This is a genomic window from Acinetobacter radioresistens DSM 6976 = NBRC 102413 = CIP 103788, assembly GCF_006757745.1.
In the GTDB taxonomy this organism is placed as follows: domain Bacteria; phylum Pseudomonadota; class Gammaproteobacteria; order Pseudomonadales; family Moraxellaceae; genus Acinetobacter; species Acinetobacter radioresistens.
In genome coordinates this window covers 1,172,192-1,194,105 of record NZ_AP019740.1, presented here as the reverse complement: position 1 = coordinate 1,194,105, position 21,914 = coordinate 1,172,192, and the positions used below count along the sequence as shown (strand labels likewise).

The 21,914-nt window shown below is 41.2% G+C and carries 20 protein-coding genes; 6 read left to right on the top strand and 14 right to left on the bottom strand.

Annotated elements, in window-relative coordinates:
* Positions 1-28: 28 nt before the first annotated feature.
* From ACRAD_RS05475 to ACRAD_RS05455, 5 genes are all read right to left on the bottom strand, one after another.
* The gene (locus tag ACRAD_RS05475) at positions 29-916 is read right to left on the bottom strand and encodes a ParB/RepB/Spo0J family partition protein (protein WP_005014719.1); all 888 of its coding nucleotides are present in this window, start codon (positions 914-916) and stop codon (positions 29-31) included.
* Complete coding sequence (locus ACRAD_RS05470; protein WP_005014724.1) at positions 913-1,695, bottom strand: ParA family protein; 783 nt, start codon at positions 1,693-1,695, stop codon at positions 913-915. The genes ACRAD_RS05475 and ACRAD_RS05470 overlap by 4 nt, the downstream gene beginning before the upstream one ends.
* Positions 1,696-1,719: 24 nt before the next feature.
* Positions 1,720-2,352: a 16S rRNA (guanine(527)-N(7))-methyltransferase RsmG gene (rsmG, locus tag ACRAD_RS05465; protein ID WP_005014727.1), complete on the bottom strand. Its 633-nt coding sequence runs from the start codon at positions 2,350-2,352 to the stop codon at positions 1,720-1,722.
* A gap of 70 nt (positions 2,353-2,422) precedes the next feature.
* Complete coding sequence (murU, locus tag ACRAD_RS05460; RefSeq protein WP_005014729.1) at positions 2,423-3,127, bottom strand: N-acetylmuramate alpha-1-phosphate uridylyltransferase MurU; 705 nt, start codon at positions 3,125-3,127, stop codon at positions 2,423-2,425.
* Entirely contained in the window at positions 3,127-4,140 is a 1,014-nt protein-coding gene (locus ACRAD_RS05455; protein ID WP_005025555.1) for an aminoglycoside phosphotransferase family protein, read from the bottom strand. Before ACRAD_RS05455 ends, murU begins: the two co-directional genes overlap by 1 nt.
* Positions 4,141-4,260: 120 nt before the next feature.
* Here ACRAD_RS05455 and ACRAD_RS05450 point away from each other — a divergent pair, with 120 nt between their 5' ends.
* The gene (locus ACRAD_RS05450) at positions 4,261-6,702 is read left to right on the top strand and encodes an LPS-assembly protein LptD (RefSeq protein ID WP_010700167.1); all 2,442 of its coding nucleotides are present in this window, start codon (positions 4,261-4,263) and stop codon (positions 6,700-6,702) included.
* A complete protein-coding gene (locus tag ACRAD_RS05445; protein ID WP_005025552.1) occupies positions 6,702-8,012 on the top strand; it encodes a peptidylprolyl isomerase in 1,311 nt (436 codons plus the stop codon). Before ACRAD_RS05450 ends, ACRAD_RS05445 begins: the two co-directional genes overlap by 1 nt.
* A 124-nt stretch (positions 8,013-8,136) precedes the next feature.
* Here the strand turns inward: ACRAD_RS05445 and hfq are convergent, their stop codons facing one another.
* The 4 genes from hfq to tsaE form a co-directional block, all read right to left on the bottom strand.
* Positions 8,137-8,685 (bottom strand): RNA chaperone Hfq, encoded by a 549-nt coding sequence (hfq, locus tag ACRAD_RS05440; protein ID WP_005025550.1) that lies wholly within the window; start codon positions 8,683-8,685, stop codon positions 8,137-8,139.
* A gap of 91 nt (positions 8,686-8,776) precedes the next feature.
* On the bottom strand, positions 8,777-9,721 hold the full coding sequence (gene miaA, locus ACRAD_RS05435; RefSeq protein ID WP_005025548.1) for a tRNA (adenosine(37)-N6)-dimethylallyltransferase MiaA: 945 nt from the start codon (positions 9,719-9,721) through the stop codon (positions 8,777-8,779).
* A gap of 6 nt (positions 9,722-9,727) precedes the next feature.
* Positions 9,728-11,692, bottom strand: a complete 1,965-nt coding sequence (gene mutL, locus ACRAD_RS05430; protein WP_005025546.1) for a DNA mismatch repair endonuclease MutL — start codon at positions 11,690-11,692, stop codon at positions 9,728-9,730.
* Positions 11,682-12,158: a tRNA (adenosine(37)-N6)-threonylcarbamoyltransferase complex ATPase subunit type 1 TsaE gene (gene tsaE / locus ACRAD_RS05425; protein WP_005025544.1), complete on the bottom strand. Its 477-nt coding sequence runs from the start codon at positions 12,156-12,158 to the stop codon at positions 11,682-11,684. Before tsaE ends, mutL begins: the two co-directional genes overlap by 11 nt.
* Positions 12,159-12,303: 145 nt before the next feature.
* On the opposite strand from tsaE, the gene ACRAD_RS05420 reads away from it, so the two are divergent.
* Entirely contained in the window at positions 12,304-13,215 is a 912-nt protein-coding gene (locus ACRAD_RS05420) for a pseudouridine synthase (protein WP_005025541.1), read from the top strand.
* 108 nt (positions 13,216-13,323) lie between these two features.
* Positions 13,324-13,638 (top strand): type II toxin-antitoxin system RelB/DinJ family antitoxin, encoded by a 315-nt coding sequence (locus ACRAD_RS05415; RefSeq protein ID WP_005014739.1) that lies wholly within the window; start codon positions 13,324-13,326, stop codon positions 13,636-13,638.
* Positions 13,639-13,699: 61 nt separating this feature from the next.
* Here the strand turns inward: ACRAD_RS05415 and ACRAD_RS05410 are convergent, their stop codons facing one another.
* Both ACRAD_RS05410 and ACRAD_RS05405 read right to left on the bottom strand, forming a co-directional pair.
* Positions 13,700-14,407, bottom strand: coding sequence for a pseudouridine synthase (locus tag ACRAD_RS05410; RefSeq protein ID WP_005025539.1), 708 nt, complete (start codon positions 14,405-14,407; stop codon positions 13,700-13,702).
* Between the two features lie 263 nt (positions 14,408-14,670).
* The gene (locus ACRAD_RS05405) at positions 14,671-15,540 is read right to left on the bottom strand and encodes an IS982 family transposase (protein ID WP_005025536.1); all 870 of its coding nucleotides are present in this window, start codon (positions 15,538-15,540) and stop codon (positions 14,671-14,673) included.
* Between the two features lie 236 nt (positions 15,541-15,776).
* Between ACRAD_RS05405 and ACRAD_RS05400 the strand changes: the two genes are divergently transcribed.
* Positions 15,777-16,232 carry a DUF441 domain-containing protein gene (locus ACRAD_RS05400; RefSeq protein WP_005014743.1) on the top strand — a complete coding sequence of 152 codons (456 nt, stop codon included), beginning with the start codon at positions 15,777-15,779 and terminating at the stop codon, positions 16,230-16,232.
* 13 nt (positions 16,233-16,245) lie between these two features.
* Here ACRAD_RS05400 and ACRAD_RS05395 read toward each other — a convergent pair whose 3' ends face one another.
* The gene (locus tag ACRAD_RS05395) at positions 16,246-17,163 is read right to left on the bottom strand and encodes a LysR family transcriptional regulator (protein ID WP_005025533.1); all 918 of its coding nucleotides are present in this window, start codon (positions 17,161-17,163) and stop codon (positions 16,246-16,248) included.
* A 709-nt stretch (positions 17,164-17,872) separates the two neighbouring features.
* On the bottom strand, positions 17,873-19,099 hold the full coding sequence (gene gltS, locus ACRAD_RS05390) for a sodium/glutamate symporter (protein WP_005014746.1): 1,227 nt from the start codon (positions 19,097-19,099) through the stop codon (positions 17,873-17,875).
* Positions 19,100-19,451: 352 nt separating this feature from the next.
* On the opposite strand from gltS, the gene ACRAD_RS05385 reads away from it, so the two are divergent.
* Complete coding sequence (locus ACRAD_RS05385; protein WP_005025530.1) at positions 19,452-20,660, top strand: MFS transporter; 1,209 nt, start codon at positions 19,452-19,454, stop codon at positions 20,658-20,660.
* A 301-nt stretch (positions 20,661-20,961) separates the two neighbouring features.
* Here ACRAD_RS05385 and ACRAD_RS05380 read toward each other — a convergent pair whose 3' ends face one another.
* Positions 20,962-21,909, bottom strand: a complete 948-nt coding sequence (locus ACRAD_RS05380; protein ID WP_005025528.1) for a siderophore ABC transporter substrate-binding protein — start codon at positions 21,907-21,909, stop codon at positions 20,962-20,964.
* Between the last annotated feature and the right edge of the window lie 5 nt (positions 21,910-21,914).

The window sequence follows — 21,914 nt, the reverse complement described above, 5'->3', positions numbered from 1 at the left end:
CAAACTATCTTTTTATATTTTTAAACTGTTAATCAGCCAGACAGATATTCAAGATACCATCAAGCTCATCAAGCGAATGATAATGGATCACCAGTTTTCCTTTACCTTGCTTGTTGTAATCAATTTTGACATCTGCACTGAAACGTTCAGAAAGCCGCTGGGTGAGCTGCTCAAGATCAGCTGACATTGACGTTTTATTTTTTTCCTGTTTTGGTGTGTTCCACTCACGCACCAGTTGCTCGGTCTGACGGACTGAAAGACTTTTTTCAATAACGGTATCAGCAGCTTTTAGCTGATCTTTAGATTTTAAGGTCAGGATTGCACGCGCATGTCCCATATCCAGCAAACCTTGTTGCATAAAGTCTTTTACTGGCTCAGCCAGGCTCAGCAAACGCAACAGGTTACTTACGGTAGTACGGGCCTTGCCTACTGTTTCGGCTATTTCCTGATGGCTTAAACCGAATTCATCATGAAAACGCTGTAATGCTATTGCTTGGTCAATTGGATTCAGATCCTGGCGCTGAATATTTTCAATCAAGGCAAGCGCAATTGCTACCTGGTCATTTAAGTCACGAACAATTGCCGGTACTTCAGTCAGCCCCGCCAGCTGCGCTGCACGCCAGCGGCGTTCTCCTGCAATAATTTCATAGGGACGCTTTTCATCATCAACTGGGCGTATAACAATCGGCTGCATCACCCCATGCTTCTCAATTGAAGCGGCCAGCTCCTGCAGATCTTTTTCCTCAATAAAACGGCGCGGCTGGTATTCACCCCGCTTAAGCAGATGCACATCAATCTGTTTAAGCTGTCCGTGATCCAGTGATTGAGCTTCTAGCTGCAACTTCTCTTTTTGAATCGAACCCAGTAAGGCATCTAAACCACGGCCTTTGGCCAATCCGCGCTTTTTGGTGGTCATGCATTACTTCCTTTTTTTAGCTTGGTCTTTTTAAGAATTTCGGCTGCAAGATTCAAATAAGCTACTGCACCTTTAGAACTTTTCTCAAAATAAATGATAGGCAAACCATGCGCTGGTGCTTCAGCCAGTCGAACATTACGTGGAATAACCGTCTCGTAGAGTTTTTTGCCAAAATACTGTTCCAGTTCAGCCGAAACATCACGGGTCAGGGCATTTCGGGCATCATACATGGTACGCAATACACCCACAATTTGCAGGTCAGGATTAAGCGCCTGCTGAATACGGTCAATTGTCTGCGTGAGATCTGCCAGTCCCTCAAGCGCGTAATACTCACACTGCATCGGAATGACTACACCCTGCACTGCAGCAAGCGCATTAACGGTGATCAAGCTCAGACTAGGTGCACAATCAACAATGATATAATCATAAGACTTTTCAATATCTTTTAAAGCTTCCCGCAAAATATATTCACGGCCTGGCTGTTCAGCGATCGCCAGCTCTACCCCAGCAAGGTCACGATTGGCCCCAAGAACTTTATAACCTACTTCTGCTTTGGTAATTGCCGTTTCAATGGGTACTTCACCCAGCAGTACATCTGTAACTGAATAAAGCAGATCATTTTTCTGCACGCCAGAACCCATCGTCGCATTGCCCTGTGAATCCATGTCTATCAGCAATACACGTTTTTTTAATACTGCAAGAGAAGCTGCCAGGTTGACGGCAGTTGTGGTTTTTCCTACGCCACCTTTCTGGTTTGCAATCGCAATAATCTGAGCCATGCTAACCCCAATCCTAAAAATCTTTTAAATACGTTTTAATAAAAGCAGATGCCGCTGTTCATCCAGACGTGGAACTTGCAGTTCAATAATCTGGCAAGAAAAGTTTTCTGCAAGAGTAGCGACTTCCTCATGTGGAACTAACCCTTTCATAGAGGCAATCACACTTCCGCCATGCATATAAGGTTCTGAAGCCAACACAAAATCTGTCAGTGACGCAAATGCACGGCTGGTGATCACATCAAACTGGCCAAGCTCATGAATACTTTCTTCATTTTCTACACGGGTTTGTACTGCAATCACATTTTTTAGTTTCAGGTCAGCAATAAACTGTTTGAGAAAACGGATTTTTTTGCCATTTGAATCCAGCAATACACATTCACGTTCTGGCTGACACAAGGCAATAATCATGCCTGGCATGCCACCTCCGGTACCAATATCCAGCAGACGTCCAGACGGCAGATCTTTCAAGATGCTTAAACTGTCCAGTAAATGTTTTACCAGCATTTCTTTCGGGTCACGGATTGCTGTCAGATTATAGGCTTTATTCCAGAGTACCAGTGCATCCTGATACTGCAACAACAGACCTAAAGTCTCATCATTCAAGCTTAGCCCCAAGGCCTGACTGCCCTGTTTTAACTCTTGGAAAAACGGATGCATAAACAAGCAACATCTCAAAAAAATTAAGTGAAGTATACCGATTTCTAGTTCATGACACAGTATCTAATGACTAGTGATTATGCATTTGGTCATACAAGCCCTGCTGAATTTGCTGATCTAGAGCATTCAAACGCTCTGGTGTACCCACATCGACCCAGACTCCCTGCATTTTTTCAGCACTCACCTGTTGCTGTTGCATAGCTTCTTTTAATAGCGGGGCAAGTGGACGCTTTCCAGGTTCCAGCCCAACAAACAGCTCTGGCGAAAGAACAGCAATACCACTATAAGTCAGTGCCTCACCAGATTTCGCCTGTGCAAAGGTATAGGCATGTCCCTGAGATAATATAAAATCACCCTGAGGATGCTGAGGCGGATTGTCAACCAGTACCAAATGTGCAAGATGTCCAGTTAACTCAGTCTGCAGCAAAGGCGCAAAATCCATCGTAGTCCAGACATCACCATTGACCAGAATAAATGGCTCACGACCCAGCAGAGGTAAAGCATTGATAATTCCACCAGCCGTTTCCAGTCCTTCATCCTCATGTGACCAGAGGATATTGACTCCAAAGGCTGAACCGTCACCTAGAGCATCAACGAGCTTTTCGCCCAGCCATGCCGTATTGATGACAATATCACGAACACCGATACGCTGTAATTTCTCAAGATGCCAGACTATAAGTGGCTTCCCACCAACTTCCAGTAAAGGCTTGGGCGTGGTCAGTGTGAGTGGCCGCATCCGGTTACCCAGTCCCGCTGCCAGAATCATTGCTTTCATCAGGCAGCCACCTCATATATTCCGTATTTTTGGGTAAAAGCAGGCATCACACGCTGACGTATAAATTCCGCAAACGCTTCAAGTTCAGTATAGCCCTGACTTTCTTCTAACAGATACCACATCACACGAGGGAGATCTTTTAAGTAACCCGCCTTACCATCACGCTCAAACAGACGCACAAAAATACCTAGTATTTTAATGTGCCGTTGAATTGCCATGAAGTCAGCATCACGCTTAAAGTCTTCAAAGGTACGGTTCAGTTTTGTGCTGGCCGGCAAAAGCTCATAAAATGTCTTGAACCATTGATATACACGCTCTGGTTGCCACTGTACATAAGCATCACGGGTAATGGAGACCAGGTCATAAGTATCTGCACCAATTACCGCATCCTGAAAGTCGATAATCCCTAGCTCTTGCCCATCTTCAAGTTTCATCAAGTTACGGCTATGAAAATCACGATGTACGATCACCTGTGGCTGACTTAAAGCAGCTTTAGATAAAAATTTAAATGTCTGATCAATAATTTTCTGTTCTTGCGGAGAGGGTACAATACTTAAGGCAGGCAGCATCCAGTCTGTCAGCAACTGCATTTCAGACAGTAATTTCTCCTGAGAATAAAGCGAAAACTGGCCTTTTCCGTCAATTGATTGCAGCTGTACCAGTTGCTTGAAACTCTGCAAATAATATTGATCTACAGTCTCTTCATTTAGCAGGGTAGAAAGCAGTACATCACCAAAATCTTCCAGCAGTAAAAATCCCTGTTCCAGATTTTTTGCCATAATCTGCGGCACCCGCACTCCATGAGCAGCAAAAAATTCATCTATATGAACAAATGGAGCACAGTCTTCTTTTTCTGGCGGCGCATCCATGAGCATATAACTTTTATTCTGATATTTTATACGTGCATAGCGGCGAAAGCTGGCATCACCTGCTAAAAAATTAAGCTCAAACTCATCCGAGTTCAGTACAGTTGTAATCCATGTTTGTATCAATTGTTCACGTTGTGTATTCATTTGCAATAAAATCTAAAACAGGCTGAGTTTTTTAAAGGATTAAGTGTAGCTAGTTCTGCACTTTTTCTCTATGATGCCACAATAATTAATTGCGAAAAGCATACTTGGTTAATGAGACAAATGAAGCATAAGTTTAAATTTAATCCTTTAGCGACTGCTATTTTGACCCTTTTATGTGGTAGCTCCATATCAAGTTATGCAGAGCAGTCAGAACCCTTTTCAACAGTAAGCAATAACCAGCTCAAAGAAAGCATTAATGAAGCTTACCCAGGGCAACAGTTTTTTGAACAATATTATGTTGACAAAAGTGCACCTGAGGCACAACTAAGAAATACTCAGGCCTTAAGTTCTGCATTTTGTCAGGGCACATGGATTACACCAGTTAGTCCGGACAATAACGCACCTGATCCAGACAAGGTCACCTCTGTGATTACTGCTGATTATGGCTATTACAATCCGCAAGGTGATTCGACACTTGAAGGTAATGTGGTAATTGATCAAGAGGGGCGCAGCATCCGTGCAGACAAAGTCACTCTTGACCAGACACGAACCTATGCGAATGCACAAGGTCGGGTACAACTGGCTCAAGGTGGGCTGCTAGCACAAAGTGACCAGATTAACTATAACCTCAAAACACAGACGGGCGACCTGAACAATAGTTTTTATATTGCAGAGCAACAGCATGCTCATGGTCATGCAGAGAAAATTGAACGAACCTCCCCTACAGTTGCAATACTCAGTAATGCCAGTTATACCACCTGCCCACCAGGTGAAGCACCAGCCTGGAGGCTGCAGGCTGACCGGATCGAGCTTAATCAGGAGACCGGGCGCGGGGTAACAACCGGAACAAAATTATATGTAAAAAATACACCTGTGCTGGCTGTGCCCTACTTCAATTTCCCAATTGATGACCGGCGTACAACTGGTATTTTAAACCCGCAGTTCGGTTTTTCAAATGACGGTGGACTAGAGCTCTCTGTCCCGGTATATCTCAATCTTGCACCAAATTATGATGCGACCATTACACCACGTTATCTTGCTGATCGTGGCCCTATGGCTGAGGGAGAGTTCCGCTATTTAACTGAAAACTTTGGTGAGGGGCGTGTTTGGGGAGGTTATCTTCCTTCTGACAAAGAATATAACGATGAAGATCGTAAAGAATTTCATTTTTTACATGACTGGGTCATTAACCCGTATTGGTCAACCAATCTTGAATATAATTATGTCTCTGATAAAGACTATTTCGCCGACCTGGATTCAAGTCCAAACAGCAAAACAGATCTGAACCAGCGCCGCGCCTGGGTAATTAACTATCGTAATCAGATTCCAGGCTTGAAAGCTCAACTTAAGGTCGAAGACTTTCAGACACTGGATAAAGACATTAAGGATGAAGATCGGCCGTACGCTCGACTTCCTCAATTCCTGCTGAATTACGTCGGGGGAAATCCTCAGGGCCTACAGTATGAATTCAACAATGATACCGGCTATTTTAAAAAATCAATTAATGATGATTCAGATGTTCTGGAAAGTAGTGGTACCCGTATCTATAATCAATTTGCGGTTCGTTACAACTACCGCAATCCATGGTCTTTTGTAATTCCGGAAGTATCTTTCCGCTCTATTAACACTTTCTATGATCGCGACTCTCGTGAAGACCGGGGTATTGAAGCAGATTCTCTGACAAAAAGTGTAGCAGTACCGCAATTTACACTTGATACCGGCCTATTGTTTGAAAAAGAAGGAACTTTCCTGCAAAGTATTTCTCCGCGCCTTTTCTATGCTTATGCGCCGTATAAAGATCAGAATGATTATCCAAACTTTGATACGACTACAGCCTCTATCAGTTATGACCAGTTGTTCAATCCTTACCGCTTTTATGGACATGACCGCTTAGAAGACAATAATTTTCTTTCTCTGGGCGTAACATACAGCCTGATGGATCAGATAGGTTTGGAAAGACTGCGTGCCAGTGTAGGACAAAGCTACTTCTTTGAAGACCGCAGAGTAACTTTATATAATGAAGATGAGCTGGACCAAGAAAAACGTACAGGTCCCGTACTCAGCCTGAGTAGCCAACTGAACCAGAATTTCACAATTAGCGCCAATTCAGCCTGGATGTCTAATGGTGAAAACTCGCAGCGAGATTTTCAGGTTTACTACACCGGTAATCAGGGCAATCTTTACAATCTTGGCTATTTTTACCGCAAAGATATTCCAAACCGCCAAGACAGCTATGACCAGGTGGTTGCATCGTTTATACAACCTGTTTATAACAATTGGCGTATTATGGGACATGTGCAATATGACATTGATCAGGATGTAGCACGCGAATATCTGCTCGGTGTAAATTATGAATCCTGCTGTTGGGGCGTGTCAGTATATGGCCGCTCTTATTATAATGATCTAGATGACATCAATGAGCCGGGCGTTAAACCGAAACGCGCTGTTATGGCCGAGTTCACCCTCAAGGGATTAGGGGGGCTAAATAATAAACTGGCCTCTTTACTTGAAAGTCGCGTTTTAGGTTTTAGTAAAATTAATCAATCTTGGACACAACGTTAATGAAGACAAAGTATTTTAAACAATTCTTTAAAGCCACTGCGCTTGCCTTAGTCATTTCTTCATCAATGCAAAGCTTTGCACAACCTGTAGATGAGGTTGTTGCGATTGTGGACAATGGTGTCATCTTAAAAAGTGATTTGATACAAGGCGTAGCTGAACTTAAACATCAGCTGGAAACCCAGAAACGTGAAGTTCCTCCACAGGCGTTTCTGGAAAAACAGGCTTTGGACCAGCTGATTTTGCGTCAGGCCCAGCTTGAACAGGTGCGACGCTATAACGTTAAACCTGATGAAAAGAGTTTAAATGAAGCAGTGATGAAGGTTGCCAGTCAGTCCGGCACAAAAACCCTAGAAGCCTTTCAGCAAAAGCTTGATGCTATGGCTCCAGGAACATATGAATCATTACGTAACCGTATTGCTGAAGATTTAGCAATTAATCGTCTTCGCCAGCAACAGGTTATGTCCCGCATCAAAATCAGCGACCAAGATGTAGAGAATTTCCTGAAATCTCCACAAGGTCAGGCGGCACTGGGTAGTCAGGTCCATGTCATTCATGCCCGGATTACTCCCAAAGACAAACAGACTGCTAATGTTGAAAGTATTGCGCAGCAAGTAAAAAATGCATTAAACACAAGCAATGATATTCAGGCTATCAGTAAGCAATATTCAGATGCTAAGGTTCAGGTAGAAGGTGTAGACATGGGCTTTCGCAGCCTAGCAGACATACCTGCCGAACTTGCAGCTCGCGTAAGTGCCTTACCTGTCGGCCAAACTACCGAGCTGATTCCGGCACGTGATGGTGTGCATGTTCTAAAAGTATTAGAACGTAAGACAAGTGAACAAAAAGCATTAGTCCCTCAGTATCAGACCCGTCATATTTTGATTCAGCCATCTGAAGTGGTCAGTCCAGAAAATGCTAAACACATGATTGATAATATTTATAATCGTCTTAAAGCTGGTGAGGATTTCACAGTATTAGCTTCTACTTTTTCAACAGATACTGGATCAGCACGTGACGGTGGTAGTTTGGGCTGGGTAAGCCCTGGTGTAATGGTGCCTGAGTTTGAAGAAAAAATGAAAAGCACTCCTGTCGGCCAGGTTAGTGCTCCTTTCCAGACCCAGTTTGGATGGCATATTTTACAGGTGACAGATACTCGTCAGCAGGATATGACAGAAGAATACCAAGAACGTATGGCTCGCCAAATTCTGGGTGAGCGGCAGTTTGAAACCGAGCTTGATAGCTGGCTACGTGAACTGCGTGCCAATGCTTATGTTGAAATCAAACAACCTAATCTGGACAGTAACTCCTAGTTAAGCTGAAAAAAAGACACTGGTAACAGTGTCTTTTTTAATAACTAAACTTAAAAGTTTTAAGTCAATGTTTGATTAATAAAAAAAGCTCCTTTTTTAAGGAGCTTTTTTTATTACTTATAAATTAACGATTATTGGTATCGTCATCTTGGCTATCTTCAAATTTCGAGTCATTATCGAAGCCTGAAGTCGATTGACCGCCGCCAAAACCGCCTTGACCGCCACCAAAGCCACCTTGAGCGCCGCCAAAGCTACCTTGATGGCCTCCACCAAAGCCGCCTTGTCCACCAAAGCCACCGCCTTGACCGCCAAAGCCACCTTGTCCACCAAAGCCGCCGCCTTGACCGCCGCCAAAGCCACCGCCCTGACCGCCACCAAAGCCACCACCTTGACCGCCACCAAAGCCACTGCCTTGACCGCCACCAAAGCCGCCAGCTCCTTGAGCCCCTGCAGGTGCACCTGCAGGACGAGGATTACGCGCTGGAACTACTGTAGAAATCGCATGCTTATAAACCATCTGGCTTACAGTATTCTTCAATAAAACAACATACTGGTCAAAAGATTCAATATGACCTTGTAGCTTAATACCGTTAACAAGGAAGATAGAAACAGGAATACGTTCTTTACGGAGAGAATTCAAGAACGGATCTTGTAAAGTTTGACCTTTAGACATTTTATAACTCCAAAAAAATTAAAATCAGCGCAAAAAACTATCTTTATTTTTCAATTAAAAATTATAAAAAAGACAGTAGTTAAATTTTGCTTTATCTATAACAGTTTCGCAAGTCTTGTTGAGCCTGCTTAAGCGTCTCGTAAGTTTTAAATTGGTGTAATTCTTGCAAAGAGCGTAACCAAGTGTATTGACGTTTTGCCAGTTGTCGTGTTGCAAATAAGGTTTTATCCTCCATTTCATGTTTACTTTTAATAGTTTTATCACTTTTTAATAGAAAATCGATTACTTGGCGGTATCCTACACTACGCATTGAGGGCAAGTTTTCATTTAAATCGTATTTTTTAATCAATATCTCTACTTCATTTAAAAATCCGATTTCCCACATTTTTTTTAATCTTTTCTCAATGCGCTCATGCAATTCTAATCGATTAGGTAGTAGGGCATGATTATGAAATGTGTAACGATATGGTAAATTTTTTGGCTGTTCGGCCTGTAGTTTTGTAATAGGCTGGCCAGTGATATAAAAAACTTCCAGTGCACGAGTTATACGCTGTCTATCACTTACTCTAAATTTTTGTCCCGCTAAAGGATCTACTTCACATAGTTCAGCATAGACTGCTTCCCAGCCTTCGTATTCAGCCTTTTGCTCAATAGTTTTACGGATAGCCTGATCTGCATTTGGTAGATTAGTTGAAAGACCTTCAAGTAAAGCTTTAAAGTAGAGCATAGTTCCACCTACCAGTATAGGTGTTTTTTCTCTGGCGTGTATATCATCAATGAGCGGACAGACGTCTTCCACAAACTGTGCAGCTGAATATACTTCTAGTGGGCTAATAATATCGATCAGATGATGCGGATAAAGAACCTGCTCTTCCTTGGTAGGTTTGGCTGTACCAATATCCATATCTTTATAAATTAGTGCCGAGTCAACAGATATCAGTTCAAATCCGCCCTGTTCATACAGCTCACATGCCAGCGCCGTCTTACCGCTTGCCGTTGGGCCCATTAAATTGATGACGGGTAGTACGCTAGACATGTACAACTACTCTCCTCGAGCAAATAATTTATCTAATTGAGTTAAAGGAAACGCACGCCAAGTTGGACGGCCATGATTACACTGGCTGGCAAATTCAGTTTGTTCCATTTGACGAAGTAATGCATTCATTTCAGAGAGACTAAGTTGCCGATGTGCACGTACTGCTCCATGGCACGCCATACCAGCCAGAATCTGGTCACGTTTTTGCGTAAGACCGCGCGCTTCATCACTTGGGTCAAGATCATTTAAAAGTTCAGGTATTAGTGTAGTGAAGTCGGCTTTTTGTAAAATAGCAGGAACACCTCTTACTATCACCTGCTCATCTCCATACTGGTCTATATCCAGCCCCAAACGTTCCAGTTGTGGTTTCAACTCTTCAATACGTGCTGCCTGCATACGCGTAATTGAAACAACTTTAGGAATGAGTAATTGCTGTGCTATCCAGAACTCAGATTTATCCCAGGCAGACTTCATTTGCTGTAGCAAAATCCGCTCATGGGCTGCATGCATATCAACAATAATCAAACCTTCAGTATTTTGCGCCAAAATATAAATACCATGCAGTTGAGCAATTGCAATTCCTAATGGAAACTCATCTACATGAGTCGATACTACCGATGCAGCCGGAATAACAGGCGCTTGAGTACTCTCTTCCCTTAATGGTGACAGATAACTCCTTAAGGCGTTATTTAACTGCTGAGAGCCGGCATAAGGCCGCTGGGGTGCATATTGTACAGTACGCGGTGCACTCGCCTTAAATTCGGTCAGTAATTCGGTAGATACTTCAGTTTGGGGAGTTGCTATGCCCAGAGCTGAAGCCTTGGGCTGTGTCGGACGATGTAACTGAAACTGTTCCTGGTGACGCGGCTGCGGGTTAAAAGAACCAGTCGTGGTATGTATAACTGATTCAGCTTTCATTGCCTGGGCAAGGTCAGCAGTTGCAGTTTGGAACTGTGATAAGGTTTCTTTTGCATAGTGCCGCACAAATTCGTGAACTTCACGTTGATTTAGAAAACGGATTTCATGTTTTGTAGGATGAACATTCACGTCGACATTTTCTGGGTCGACTTCCAGAAACAATAAGTATCCTGCATGCTGATGGCCATGCAAAATACCATCATACGCCATACGTAATGCATGTGAGATGGTTTTATCTTTTACAATTCTTCCGTTTACATAGACATACTGCAAGTCTGCCTGAGGACGCGCATCAGATGGATGACCAAGCCAACCCGAAAGATGCATGTTAATACTTTGCGCATCAATCCAATAAGCATTTTCAGTAAATGAGCGACCCAGCAACTGCTGGACACGTTGAGAGCGCAGCTCTCCACTATCAGCAATTGGCAGGTTTAAACGGATACTGTCATTATGTTCAAGAACGAAACGCACATCAAAATGCGTAAGCGCCATGCGACGGACGATTTCCTCAATATGCCCGAACTCGGTGGTCGGTTTTTTCAAAAACTTCCGACGGGCAGGCACATTAAAAAACAAGTCCTGTACACGAATGTGCGTCCCTTTTTGTGCTGCGACTGCCTGAATCTCCTGGTGATCAAAAGCAGTACCATTAACTTCAACCTGATAGCCAATACCTGAGTCATCTTGACTACTGCATAAACTCAAGCGTGATACCGCAGCAATTGAAGCCAAGGCTTCACCCCGAAACCCCAAGCTGGCTATTGCATATAAGTCTTCAGCAGACTGGATTTTACTGGTTGCATGTCGCATCACTGCCAGTGCAAGATCTTCAGGATGTATTCCACGTCCGTTGTCAATAATTTCAATTAGAGTACTGCCACCTTGGGCGACCCGGATAATCAGCTCGGTAGCACCAGCATCAATCGAGTTTTCTAGTAACTCCTTAACCACAGAAGCAGGCCGCTCAATTACCTCACCTGCAGCAATCTGGTTTGCAAGAGCAGCATCAAGCGTATGAATACGGCGCAAACCGCTTTCATCATGCGACATTCATTTTTTCCCGTAATTTATTAAACAGCTCAGCCGATTCAGTTGAAATACTTACCTGACGTTGCAGGTCATCGTCTGATTTTAAAATATCAATAATGAGGTCAGCTTGCGGAATTTCACTTCCACCTTTGGAAGGCCATTCAAATAAAAACAGCGCATCCGGAATTTCCAGATAATCACGGATCCCCATCAGTTCCAGCTCGTAAGGGTCATGCAGACGATATAAATCAAAATGAAAAACATCACGACCTTGTATCGTATAAGGCTCGACCAAAGTATAGGTAGGACTTTTTACAGCACCCTGATGGCCCAATGCTGTCAAAAAATAACGGCTGAGTGTTGTCTTGCCGGCACCCAAATCTCCGACCAGATATACAACACCTGAATTAAAATGCTGAGCCAGTACCTGAGCCAGCTTTTGTGTATCATCTTCACTATTTAAAGTCAGGCTAAAAGTATACTGCATAAGGCTCACATCATGTTCCAATCTTGCAATTATGATAGCATTGCCCCGCCTTAAAGCCTATGCTGCCCTATACTATATTCATTAATTTTAATCTTGACCGGTCTTTATAAAGATCAGTTCTTATTGTCTATATATTATTGCTCTCATGAATAAACCTTTTAGTACAGTTTTTATACCTCCTATGATCGATGGTGTTAGCGCCAGTAAAGTATTTCTGCCACTAAAATCTCAGGCAAATACCATCTATGAACATTTAACCCAGCAGTTTCCGCATATTAATGCGAATGAATGGATGCAGCGTTTCGAGGACGGGCTGGTTTATACGACACATGGGCAGAAATTAAGGATTGATAGTATTTATGAGGGAAATCAGCATATTTATTACTATCGTTTTCTTTCCAAGGAAACACCTGTGCCATTTGAGCATCACATCTTGCATGAAACAGATGAATTTTTGGTGGTCGATAAACCGCATTTCCTTACGATGAGCCCAACCGGGCAGTATGTACAAGAAACATTATTGGTTCGTTTGAAAAAACAAACCGGAATAGAGACTCTCACCCCTATTCATCGACTCGACCGTGAAACTGCAGGTGTAGTACTTTTTTCAAAACGTCCTGAAACACGTGGTTTATATCAGAAGCTCTTTGCTGAACGTAAGGTAGAAAAGACTTACCATGCCGTGGCGCCTTTTAAGCCCGAGCTTAATTTCCCGATAAACCTAACACTACGTCTCGACAAAGGTGAACCTTTTTATACTATGCAGATAGTGGAGGGAGAGTCTAATACAGAAACATTGATTGATCTTTTAGATGTTCGAGCTCACTGGGCAAAATATCAGTTGAAGCCACGCACAGGCAAACAACATCAGTTACGGGTTCATCTAAATCATCTGGGAATACCTATTCAAAATGACAGTTTTTATCCTATCGTTCAGCACAAATCAGATAACGATTTTACAGCGCCCTTGCAGCTACTAGCTAAAGAAATAACATTTATTGATCCTGTAGATTTAGTTAAAAAAACCTATCAGTCAGGATTTGACCTGCTATTGTAATTTACCTGTAATGACAAAAAAATTATTTACTTGATATAAAGCGTTGAAAATACATTTTGTAGCGTTAAAATACAGCTAAAATTCTTTCTCCTAACTTGGTTATTATTCATGCGGAAAACGGAAGTTTATCAAGTCCGACTTGACTCACAAGAAAAAAAACAGGCTTTTGCAGTTTTTAAGCAATTGGGAATTACACCAGCACAGGCAGTCCGCCTTTTTTTCAAGCAAGTCGTACTGACCAAATCTATTCCTTTCGCAATTGAAAATCCCAGTATTAATATGGAACAGCTGACCAAATTGCGTAAGATGAAAAGTGAGCACGCAACTGCTCCCCTTTCTCCAGCCTATCAACCAGATGATGAGAATGATGCTGACTTATTTGAAGAGCTCAATGCTCTTTTAGGGGAAAGTGACAAAGTCTGATTGTTTTTTCATGCCAAACCTATATACATAAAACCTAGATTCAGCTTTTGGATAGACTTTACTATGGCACCATACGCGACTTTGCCAGTTCAATCTGTGTCTGGTCCAGATAAGTCCATTCTCCTTCGGCAAGCATAGGTAATTCAAGTTCTCCGATTTTACTACGGTGCAATTTTTCGACTTTATTACCTACCGCAGCTAGCATACGTTTTACCTGATGGTAGACACCTTGATGAATCGCCAGACTCAACTGATTAGAACTGGTTTGCTTTATATTGCTTGCTTTAAATATACCATCATTACGAAGCTCTACGCCCTGTTCCAGCAATCGAATCTGTTCTGGCGTAATAGGGTTGGCCGTTATCAACTCATATACTTTTGCCACATGTTTACGTGGATGTGTCAGAGCCTGTAGAAATTGACCATCATCTGTCAACAACAGCAACCCGGTTGTATCCTGATCGAGCCGGCCTACACACTGGATTCCACGATTAAGGAGAGTGGGATCAAATAAATCAAATACACTAAAATGGTATTGGGCCTGATGAGAACATTCATAACCTTGTGGCTTATTTAATGCGATATATACTTTTTCCCGATATTCAAACTCTTCACCATGTACCTTAAAAGTAAAATTTTTCAGGTCAAATTTTGCTTTAGTATCTACACAAATTTCGTGATTTATACTAATTGCTCCACTTTTAATCAGTTGCTGGCAATATTTTCGTGAACCAAAACCTTGAGATTGCAATATTTTTTCCAGCAACATGAGATATTCTCCAAAATAATCGGTTTATTTTAGCTAAGTTCCACCAAGAATGCGCTGATGATTGTTATCTGCTCTCTTGTGGTAAATAAAATAAATAACTTATTATTTTCTTTTTTGATACCTCAAACAATATGAAAAGTAGCAGATCGTAACTATTGGAGAGTGAAGCATATAAGTTAAAATTTTTTATTGAAAATATTGAAATTTAGGCAGAGCTTCCTCTATTTTTAAAATATTTATAGCCTTTTAAACCCGAATCCTGCTTAAGCCGATGATTCCTTAATTTGAATTGTTGGCTTATTTTGATGAGTGAGTTGATATGCACATAGTGAGGCGTAAATTCCACTCAGAAATCCATGAAGACTACGTGCTTTACTCGTCACTAAATTGTATTGCCCCTTCAATAAACTGAATAATGTTTCTATCTTATTGCGTTGTCTTAGGTGATATTCATCTGATGCACAAAGTTGAATAGCCTGCATATTCTTTCGATGATAATTAATTAAATCAATACCTTGATATTTCAATCTAATTTTTAATTCTTGGCTGATGTAACCTCGATCCCCGTAAAGTTTTGCTTCTATACCAGCAACCAATTGCTCAACCATTTTTATGTCAGCAACATGTCCATTCGATAAAGCAGAACAGGCAATTTCACCAAATTGATTCATCGCAATATGTAATTTACAGCCATAAAACCAGCCCATTGAGCTTCTACCACGTGATGCAATTTGGACTAATGATTTATGATGCTGAATACGTTGAGTTTTACAAACTGGCAGAGTTGTTGAATCAATCCATAAATATTGTGTACCTTGGCCTTTCATCAGTGCCACATGTAAAGCGTGTAGGGCTAATTCATGCATATTGATCAGATGAATCATCCTTTGATAGCAAGGCAAGTACTTAAATAAATGGCTTTTATCTTCTTTTAACCAGGTGAAAAAGGCTTTGAAATTATTGAAATGAGAGCATTTGTACCAAATGGCAATAAAGCAGATTTCTGAAATTGTAAGTTGAGCAGTTCTGATTCTTAAGGAACCACGGTTTTGTTTGAGAAACTCCCAATAAGTTGCTTCAAATTTAAGAAAAAAATCATCAATTATGCAGAATAATTCGGTACTATCGAACATCAGGACTAGAGTTGTGAGTTTGGTGTGGTAACTTAACTGATGGCTCTAGTCCTCTTATTTTTCAAGTCAATTTCTTATCCGCGATTCGGGTTTTTAAAGTATTTAGTTAAATACAGCATAGTTGATATTAGCGATCTGTCTTAGTTACTTGCGTTTCTCAAGCATTAACCTGCCCTAGCGCCTTTAAGGAAAGAGAGTACAATGGCAGTCCGTTTCTCCCAACGTTTGACTTGCTTATGATGTCCCAACTTGATGTAAACCTGATGGTTCTTTTGGTTTTGTTGGCTTGTGGTATTTTTAGTCATAATACTGCTGTCACTATTGCAGCCGGGATACTGATTGTTTTCAAAATGACGCCACTAGAGCAGTTTTTCCCCTATCTTCAGCAACATGGTTTAAATATTGGTATTATTATTTTAACTATTGGTGTGCTTACGCCGATCGCTAGCGGTAAAATTCCAGGCGAAAGTATTTTAAAATCTTTTCTAAGTTTGAAATCATTACTGGCAATTGGAATCGGGTTACTGGTAGCGTGGCTCGGTGGACGCGGTGTAAAACTGATGTCTAACCAGCCAGATGTCGTGGCTGGTCTGTTAATTGGAACAGTTGCCGGTGTAGCGGTATTACGTGGCGTACCGGTCGGCCCACTAATTGCAGCAGGCCTGTTATCTATTATTATTGGTACATCTTAAACATGAAGTTAACTTACATATAATAATGTGTACGCTGATGAGAGAATTTCTGCAACTGTTTTAAAAAGCCTGCAAAATAGTCCTTTTCCTTCTCTTCAGTACGATAACCCGCATATAAAGTCCGTCTCAGGCCTTTCTCTCCCGCACATTCCAGACGACGGCTGATGACCCAGCCTTTCTGTTCATATTCATTGACCACCCAGTCTGGTAAAGCTGCTATACCGCGTCCGCTGGCAACCAGCTGAATCAGCATCTGGGTCAGATCGGTAGTACGGATGTGTTTGGGCTGAATATTGGCAGGAATAAACAGTTTTGCCATAATATCCAGCCGATGTTTATCAACCGGATAAGTAATCAAGGTTTCCTCAGCCAGCTGCTGTATCGTAATTTGCTCAACACGGACCAGTGGATGGGTACTGGCAAGCACAAGACGAGATTCATACTCAAAAATTGGAAAATACTCCACCCCTTTTAGAGCAATCGGATCAGCTGTAATTAACAGATCAAACTCGGCAGTTTGCAAAAGTTCATGAGGGTTAGCTTCAAAGCCGGAAGCAAAATCCAGATCTACATCTGGGTACTGATGACGATACTGGTTGAGAAGTGGCATTAGCCAGTCGAAACAGCTATGACATTCTGAAGAAAATATAATACGCCCAGTTTGTCCATGAACAATACGAGTTATATCACTTTGTGCAAGTTGTATCTGTGGCAGAACATCATCTGCCAGTCGTAACAGGCGTTGCCCAACATTAGAAAAAGTTACAGGGCGGCTTCGGCGATTTACTACTTCAGTTCCATACCAGTGATCCAGTTCCTTTAACTGATGAGAAATTGCTGACGGCGTAAGGCATAAATCATTAGCAGCAGCCACCAGCGAACCATGTTCACGTAAAGCCAGTAAAGTTTTTAAGTGACGGATCTCAAGCATAAATTAAACTTAAAATGTTCAAATGAATTAAATTCAATATACCATGAATTTAATTAGTTTTACTCAATTATAACTTTTCTTTATTATTCTTAAATAAGTTAATTTTACCCATAAAAATTAGGATGAATATTTTATTAAGCCAATATTCTTGACTACTCGGGTACCAAGGCAAAATATGAATATTAATTTGCAGAAAAAGACTATGGACAAGGAAAAACTGACCAGAATAGATTTCTGGAAAAAACTCAGCCGGTTGAAGATAACAAGCAGAAAAATCAGATTGATGCCAGCTTTAGCCTGTTTACAATTGGCTATTTTATTTTTTATGAAGGTTTTTTAATTCAGACAGTATTACACTTATTTTTTTTATATTTTCAAGCTGTTAAGAAATTAAATAAGATAGAATATTTAACTTTCTCTCGCCCTTCCCATTATATTGAAATCTACTAATTTACCTAAGTTAATAGCTTATTTTATAAAGGTAAATAATCATTCCTATCTTTAAAGCAAGCCGATCATAATAGTTTAATGCTAACCCTATAATCTTTATATACCAGTTAAATGCCTATAAAAACCTATAAATTATTAAAAGAGATTTGATATCAACTGGCCTGTCAGTTGCTATATGCTTTTGGGTTTGAATTTATAGTCTGCGTATACTGAATATAAAAAATAGACCTTTAAATTAGGTCTATTTTTTAAATGAAAATTAGAAAAAAGATAATATGCCCTGAATTACCACTGCATTAATAATATCAACAAAAAATGCTCCACATAATGGTACTACTAGAAAAGCCTTGTGTGATGGGCCATAAGTATTGGTGACTGCCTGAATATTGGCAATGGCTGTAGGTGTAGCCCCCATACCGAAACCACAATGCCCTGCACTTAAAACCGCAGCATCATAATTTTTACCCATAAAGCGGTAAGTCACAAAAATAGTAAATAAGGCAAGCCCTGCTGTTTGCGCAATGAGTATTACAACCAGGGCGCCTGCCAGATCTGCCAGTAACCAGAGTTGAAGTGATAGCAAAGCAATTGCCAGAAAAACAGATAATGAAGCATTGCCAAATACATCAATAGCCCGATCAAAAATATTTACTTTAAAAACATTTTCCAGAATATTACGCAGCAATACTCCTGTGGCCAGCGCCCAAACAAAAGTAGGCAGTTCAAACCATTGTCCTGCACTGATATCAGTCATCCAGTTAGCAGCATAAATACAGAAGGCAAACATACCAAGCGTAGTCACTGCATTACTGGCAGTAATCAATCGGGTTTTACGTGGATACTCGAACGGCGCAACATCTGTTTCAAGCCCAGGAGGTGTTTCATCATCACGCTGGTTATAGGGAATTTCTTCTGCCAGTTGATGACGCCGGATTAGAAATTTAGCGACCGGACCACCCATCACTCCCCCAATAATAAGACCAAATGTCGCACTGGCCATACCGAGCACAATCGCTCCCTGAATGCCATATTCGGTTTCCAGAATCTCTCCCCAGGCACCTGCTGTTCCATGACCACCTGTTAAAGTAATTGATCCGGCAATCAAGCCGATGAGCGGGTCAAGTCCTAATAAAGTTGCCAGACTCATGCCAATTGCATTTTGTACAAGTACATAGAAAGCTACACAAACCAGAAATACCAGCAAGGCCCCGCCGCCCTTCTTCAGTTTGACTAAACTCGCGCTCAAACCGATTGACGAGAAAAACATGAGCATAAAAATATTCTGTACATTACTGTCAAAATTTACACTCATATTAAGAAAATTATGGAGCAGGTAAGCAATAAGCGCAGCAATCAAGCCGCCTACTACTGGTTCAGGAATATTATACTGTCTCAAGAAATTAATTCTTTGAATCAAAAACCGGCCCAATAACAGGACCAGTACAGCTAATACCAAGGTTCCAAAAGCATCGATTTGATAATTCATCTGGTTTCCTGATTTTCTTTATCATTTATTTCGTAAGTTCTAGCCTCAGTATGCGACTAGTTGAAAGTTCTTTATGTATCAGCTTGTTTAGTTTAAGTTTTTATAGAGTTTTATTTTGACTAATTAAAAATCAAATTTGGTTTAGCATGTTTCTCCAACTCGAACTAATTTGCTTATATTTCTGTTAGATACGTTAAATACTTAATAGTTCCCTACTCACTTGATCAAACTCATTAATAAACTCTCATATATAGATAAAATAGTACCTAAATATGAAGTGATTTTTTATTTTTTTATATTTTTTACCTATTTTTCCTTATAATTCGCGTTCTTGTTATTTTTTTAAGTAGTTATGCCTCTAATAGAAGACTCTCCTGTCGAAAAAAAATCTTATTCGCTCTTTCTTGCCATTTTCGCTTTAGCACTTGGCGGATTTTGTATTGGTAAGACTGAGTTTGTTGCTATGGGCCTGATTCAGGAAATTGCAGCAGATCTCAACATTTCTGTTCCAGCTGCCGGGCATTTTATTAGTGCTTATGCGCTAGGCGTAACCATTGGTGCGCCGGTAATCGCGATTTTAGGCGCCCGAATACCACGTAAAATATTATTAATAGGTTTAATGCTATTTTATGGGATAGCGAATGGATTAACTGCTTTAGCGCATAGTACTGAAACTGTCATGCTGTCACGTTTTATTGCCGGATTACCGCATGGGGCTTATTTTGGTGTAGGTGCTCTGGTCGCAGCAGAGCTGGCCGGTCCTTCGCGTCGTGCTTCGGCAGTTGCACAAATGATGTTAGGGCTTACTCTGGCAACAGTGGTTGGCGTACCCTTGGCCACCTGGCTAGGTCAGCAGTTTGGCTGGCGAACCGGTTTTGAATTCTCTGCCTTGATTGCTTTTTTAACTGTAGCAGTGGTCATACTCTATATTCCAAAAATTCAGGTTCAGGCTACAGCGAGTATCAAGACAGAACTGGCCGGACTTAAAAATGTTCAGATGTGGTTAACACTAGGCGTCGGTGCAATCGGTTTCGGGGGGATGTTCTCGGTTTATAGTTATGTTTCACCCATTCTGACTGAATATACTGGCGCAAATATTGAAGTGGTGCCTGTAGCATTAGCAATATGGGGAGCAGGAATGGTCATTAGCGGTCTGGTTGCAGGCTGGCTGGCAGACCGGTATTTAAATAAAACTATTGTTGGTATTCTGGTTAGTTCAGCTTTAGCTTTCGTGTTAGCCAGTTTTATGCTTTCTGATCTATATACTGCGTTTCTAGCTCTATTTCTCATCGGCCTGACTGTTATGGGCTTAGGTGGAACTTTACAAACCCGTCTAATGGACGTTGCTGGTGAAGCACAAGCCGTTGCGGCATCCCTGAACCATTCTGCTTTTAATCTGGCAAATGCTTTGGGCGCCTTTTTAGGAGGTTGGGTACTGAGTCATGGTATGGGCTGGCTAGCACCTGTCTGGGTTGGATTCGTGCTCAGTCTTGGCGGTTTAATTATTTTATTATTTGCTTTCGCTGTTGAAAAGAAACAAAAGCTCTTACAGACCAGTTAAAAATGACTTGCTTAAATATCGGTCAATTTTTCGCCTCTATAAGATAGAGCTTGTATGCAGCTGTTCCTTTTAATTCAAAAGTCATTTTGCAACGATTTCAAAATAATTTTTAGCTGAAAATTCTCGCTAGCCAACTTAAATTATGTTTTAATGCAGGCAGTTTGAGATGAGCCTCATACAGTATATAGCACGATCTATATACGACTAAGCCCCGCACTGCGGGGCTTTTTTATCACTTAACTTTTTAAAAATAACTTGTGAAGATGACTTGACTGGCACTCTTGCTTTAAATTTAGACAGCTTAGTTTAAGGCAGTTTCGACCTCTTTCAGCATATCTTTCATACCGCCCAGTCCACCATTCATTAAATACCAGTTGCTTGAATCCAGATATACAATGTGACCATTTTTAGCAGCTTTGGTCTGGTTCACAATATTATTGTACAGAATATGTTTTGCACCATCCTTCTTGTCGGTAATAGCTGCGCCGCGGTCAATCACGAATAGATAATCCGGATTTTTCTGTGCAATGAATTCATGTGAAATTGCCATGCCATGTAACCCTACTTTAATAGATGGATCAGCTGGAGTGAAACCGTACAGATCATGGATATTACCAAAACGTGAACCCGGGCCATAGGCAGCAATTTTATTATTATTAACCAGCACGATCAGAGCAGTCTTGCCTTTAGTCTTTTGCTTAATTTCAGCAATATCCTGTTCTAGCTCGGCCAGTTCCTTTTCAGCCTCCGCTGTTTTACCTACCATTTGAGCAATATTCAGTGTTTGCTGTTTAAAAGAGTTAAATTGGTCTTTATAGTCAATATCAATAAAATAGGTAGGTGCAATCTGTTTGATCTGATCAACCAGATTTTCCATTCGGCCACTCATCAGGATCAGTTGTGGCTGGCTGGCTGCAATTCGTTCCAGGTTCGGTTCTTTTACTGTACCGACATCTGCATATTTTTGGTCATTAAACTTGTTTAATACTGCTGGTAAAGGTGTACCTTTAGGTAAAGCTACCACCTTCTCATCTGCTCCTAGTTCATGAATGGTATTTAATGCATTGGTATCTAATACTGCAATTCTTGAAAGATTAGCCGGTACATCAATATTACCTGCCTTGCTACTAAAGCTTAAGGTATCTGCACTCTGCGCTTGTGTTGTACCTTCAGAAGGTATATTAGAATTGCTGCATGCAGTAACCACAGCGGCCAAGGCAATGGCGAGTACCTTCTTGTTAAAAAACATATCTA

Excerpts from the sequence above, each read along its gene's own strand:
- ACRAD_RS05475 (WP_005014719.1), bottom strand. The coding sequence starts at position 916 with ATGACCACCAAAAAGCGCGGATTGGCCAAAGGCCGTGGTTTAGATGCC.
- ACRAD_RS05470 (WP_005014724.1), bottom strand. The coding sequence starts at position 1,695 with ATGGCTCAGATTATTGCGATTGCAAACCAGAAAGGTGGCGTAGGAAAA.
- rsmG (WP_005014727.1), bottom strand. The coding sequence starts at position 2,352 with ATGCATCCGTTTTTCCAAGAGTTAAAACAGGGCAGTCAGGCCTTGGGG.
- murU (WP_005014729.1), bottom strand. The coding sequence starts at position 3,127 with ATGAAAGCAATGATTCTGGCAGCGGGACTGGGTAACCGGATGCGGCCA.
- ACRAD_RS05455 (WP_005025555.1), bottom strand. The coding sequence starts at position 4,140 with ATGAATACACAACGTGAACAATTGATACAAACATGGATTACAACTGTA.
- ACRAD_RS05450 (WP_010700167.1), top strand. The coding sequence starts at position 4,261 with ATGAAGCATAAGTTTAAATTTAATCCTTTAGCGACTGCTATTTTGACC.
- ACRAD_RS05445 (WP_005025552.1), top strand. The coding sequence starts at position 6,702 with ATGAAGACAAAGTATTTTAAACAATTCTTTAAAGCCACTGCGCTTGCC.
- hfq (WP_005025550.1), bottom strand. The coding sequence starts at position 8,685 with ATGTCTAAAGGTCAAACTTTACAAGATCCGTTCTTGAATTCTCTCCGT.
- miaA (WP_005025548.1), bottom strand. The coding sequence starts at position 9,721 with ATGTCTAGCGTACTACCCGTCATCAATTTAATGGGCCCAACGGCAAGC.
- mutL (WP_005025546.1), bottom strand. The coding sequence starts at position 11,692 with ATGTCGCATGATGAAAGCGGTTTGCGCCGTATTCATACGCTTGATGCT.
- tsaE (WP_005025544.1), bottom strand. The coding sequence starts at position 12,158 with ATGCAGTATACTTTTAGCCTGACTTTAAATAGTGAAGATGATACACAA.
- ACRAD_RS05420 (WP_005025541.1), top strand. The coding sequence starts at position 12,304 with ATGAATAAACCTTTTAGTACAGTTTTTATACCTCCTATGATCGATGGT.
- ACRAD_RS05415 (WP_005014739.1), top strand. The coding sequence starts at position 13,324 with ATGCGGAAAACGGAAGTTTATCAAGTCCGACTTGACTCACAAGAAAAA.
- ACRAD_RS05410 (WP_005025539.1), bottom strand. The coding sequence starts at position 14,407 with ATGTTGCTGGAAAAAATATTGCAATCTCAAGGTTTTGGTTCACGAAAA.
- ACRAD_RS05405 (WP_005025536.1), bottom strand. The coding sequence starts at position 15,540 with ATGTTCGATAGTACCGAATTATTCTGCATAATTGATGATTTTTTTCTT.
- ACRAD_RS05400 (WP_005014743.1), top strand. The coding sequence starts at position 15,777 with ATGATGTCCCAACTTGATGTAAACCTGATGGTTCTTTTGGTTTTGTTG.
- ACRAD_RS05395 (WP_005025533.1), bottom strand. The coding sequence starts at position 17,163 with ATGCTTGAGATCCGTCACTTAAAAACTTTACTGGCTTTACGTGAACAT.
- gltS (WP_005014746.1), bottom strand. The coding sequence starts at position 19,099 with ATGAATTATCAAATCGATGCTTTTGGAACCTTGGTATTAGCTGTACTG.
- ACRAD_RS05385 (WP_005025530.1), top strand. The coding sequence starts at position 19,452 with ATGCCTCTAATAGAAGACTCTCCTGTCGAAAAAAAATCTTATTCGCTC.
- ACRAD_RS05380 (WP_005025528.1), bottom strand. The coding sequence starts at position 21,909 with ATGTTTTTTAACAAGAAGGTACTCGCCATTGCCTTGGCCGCTGTGGTT.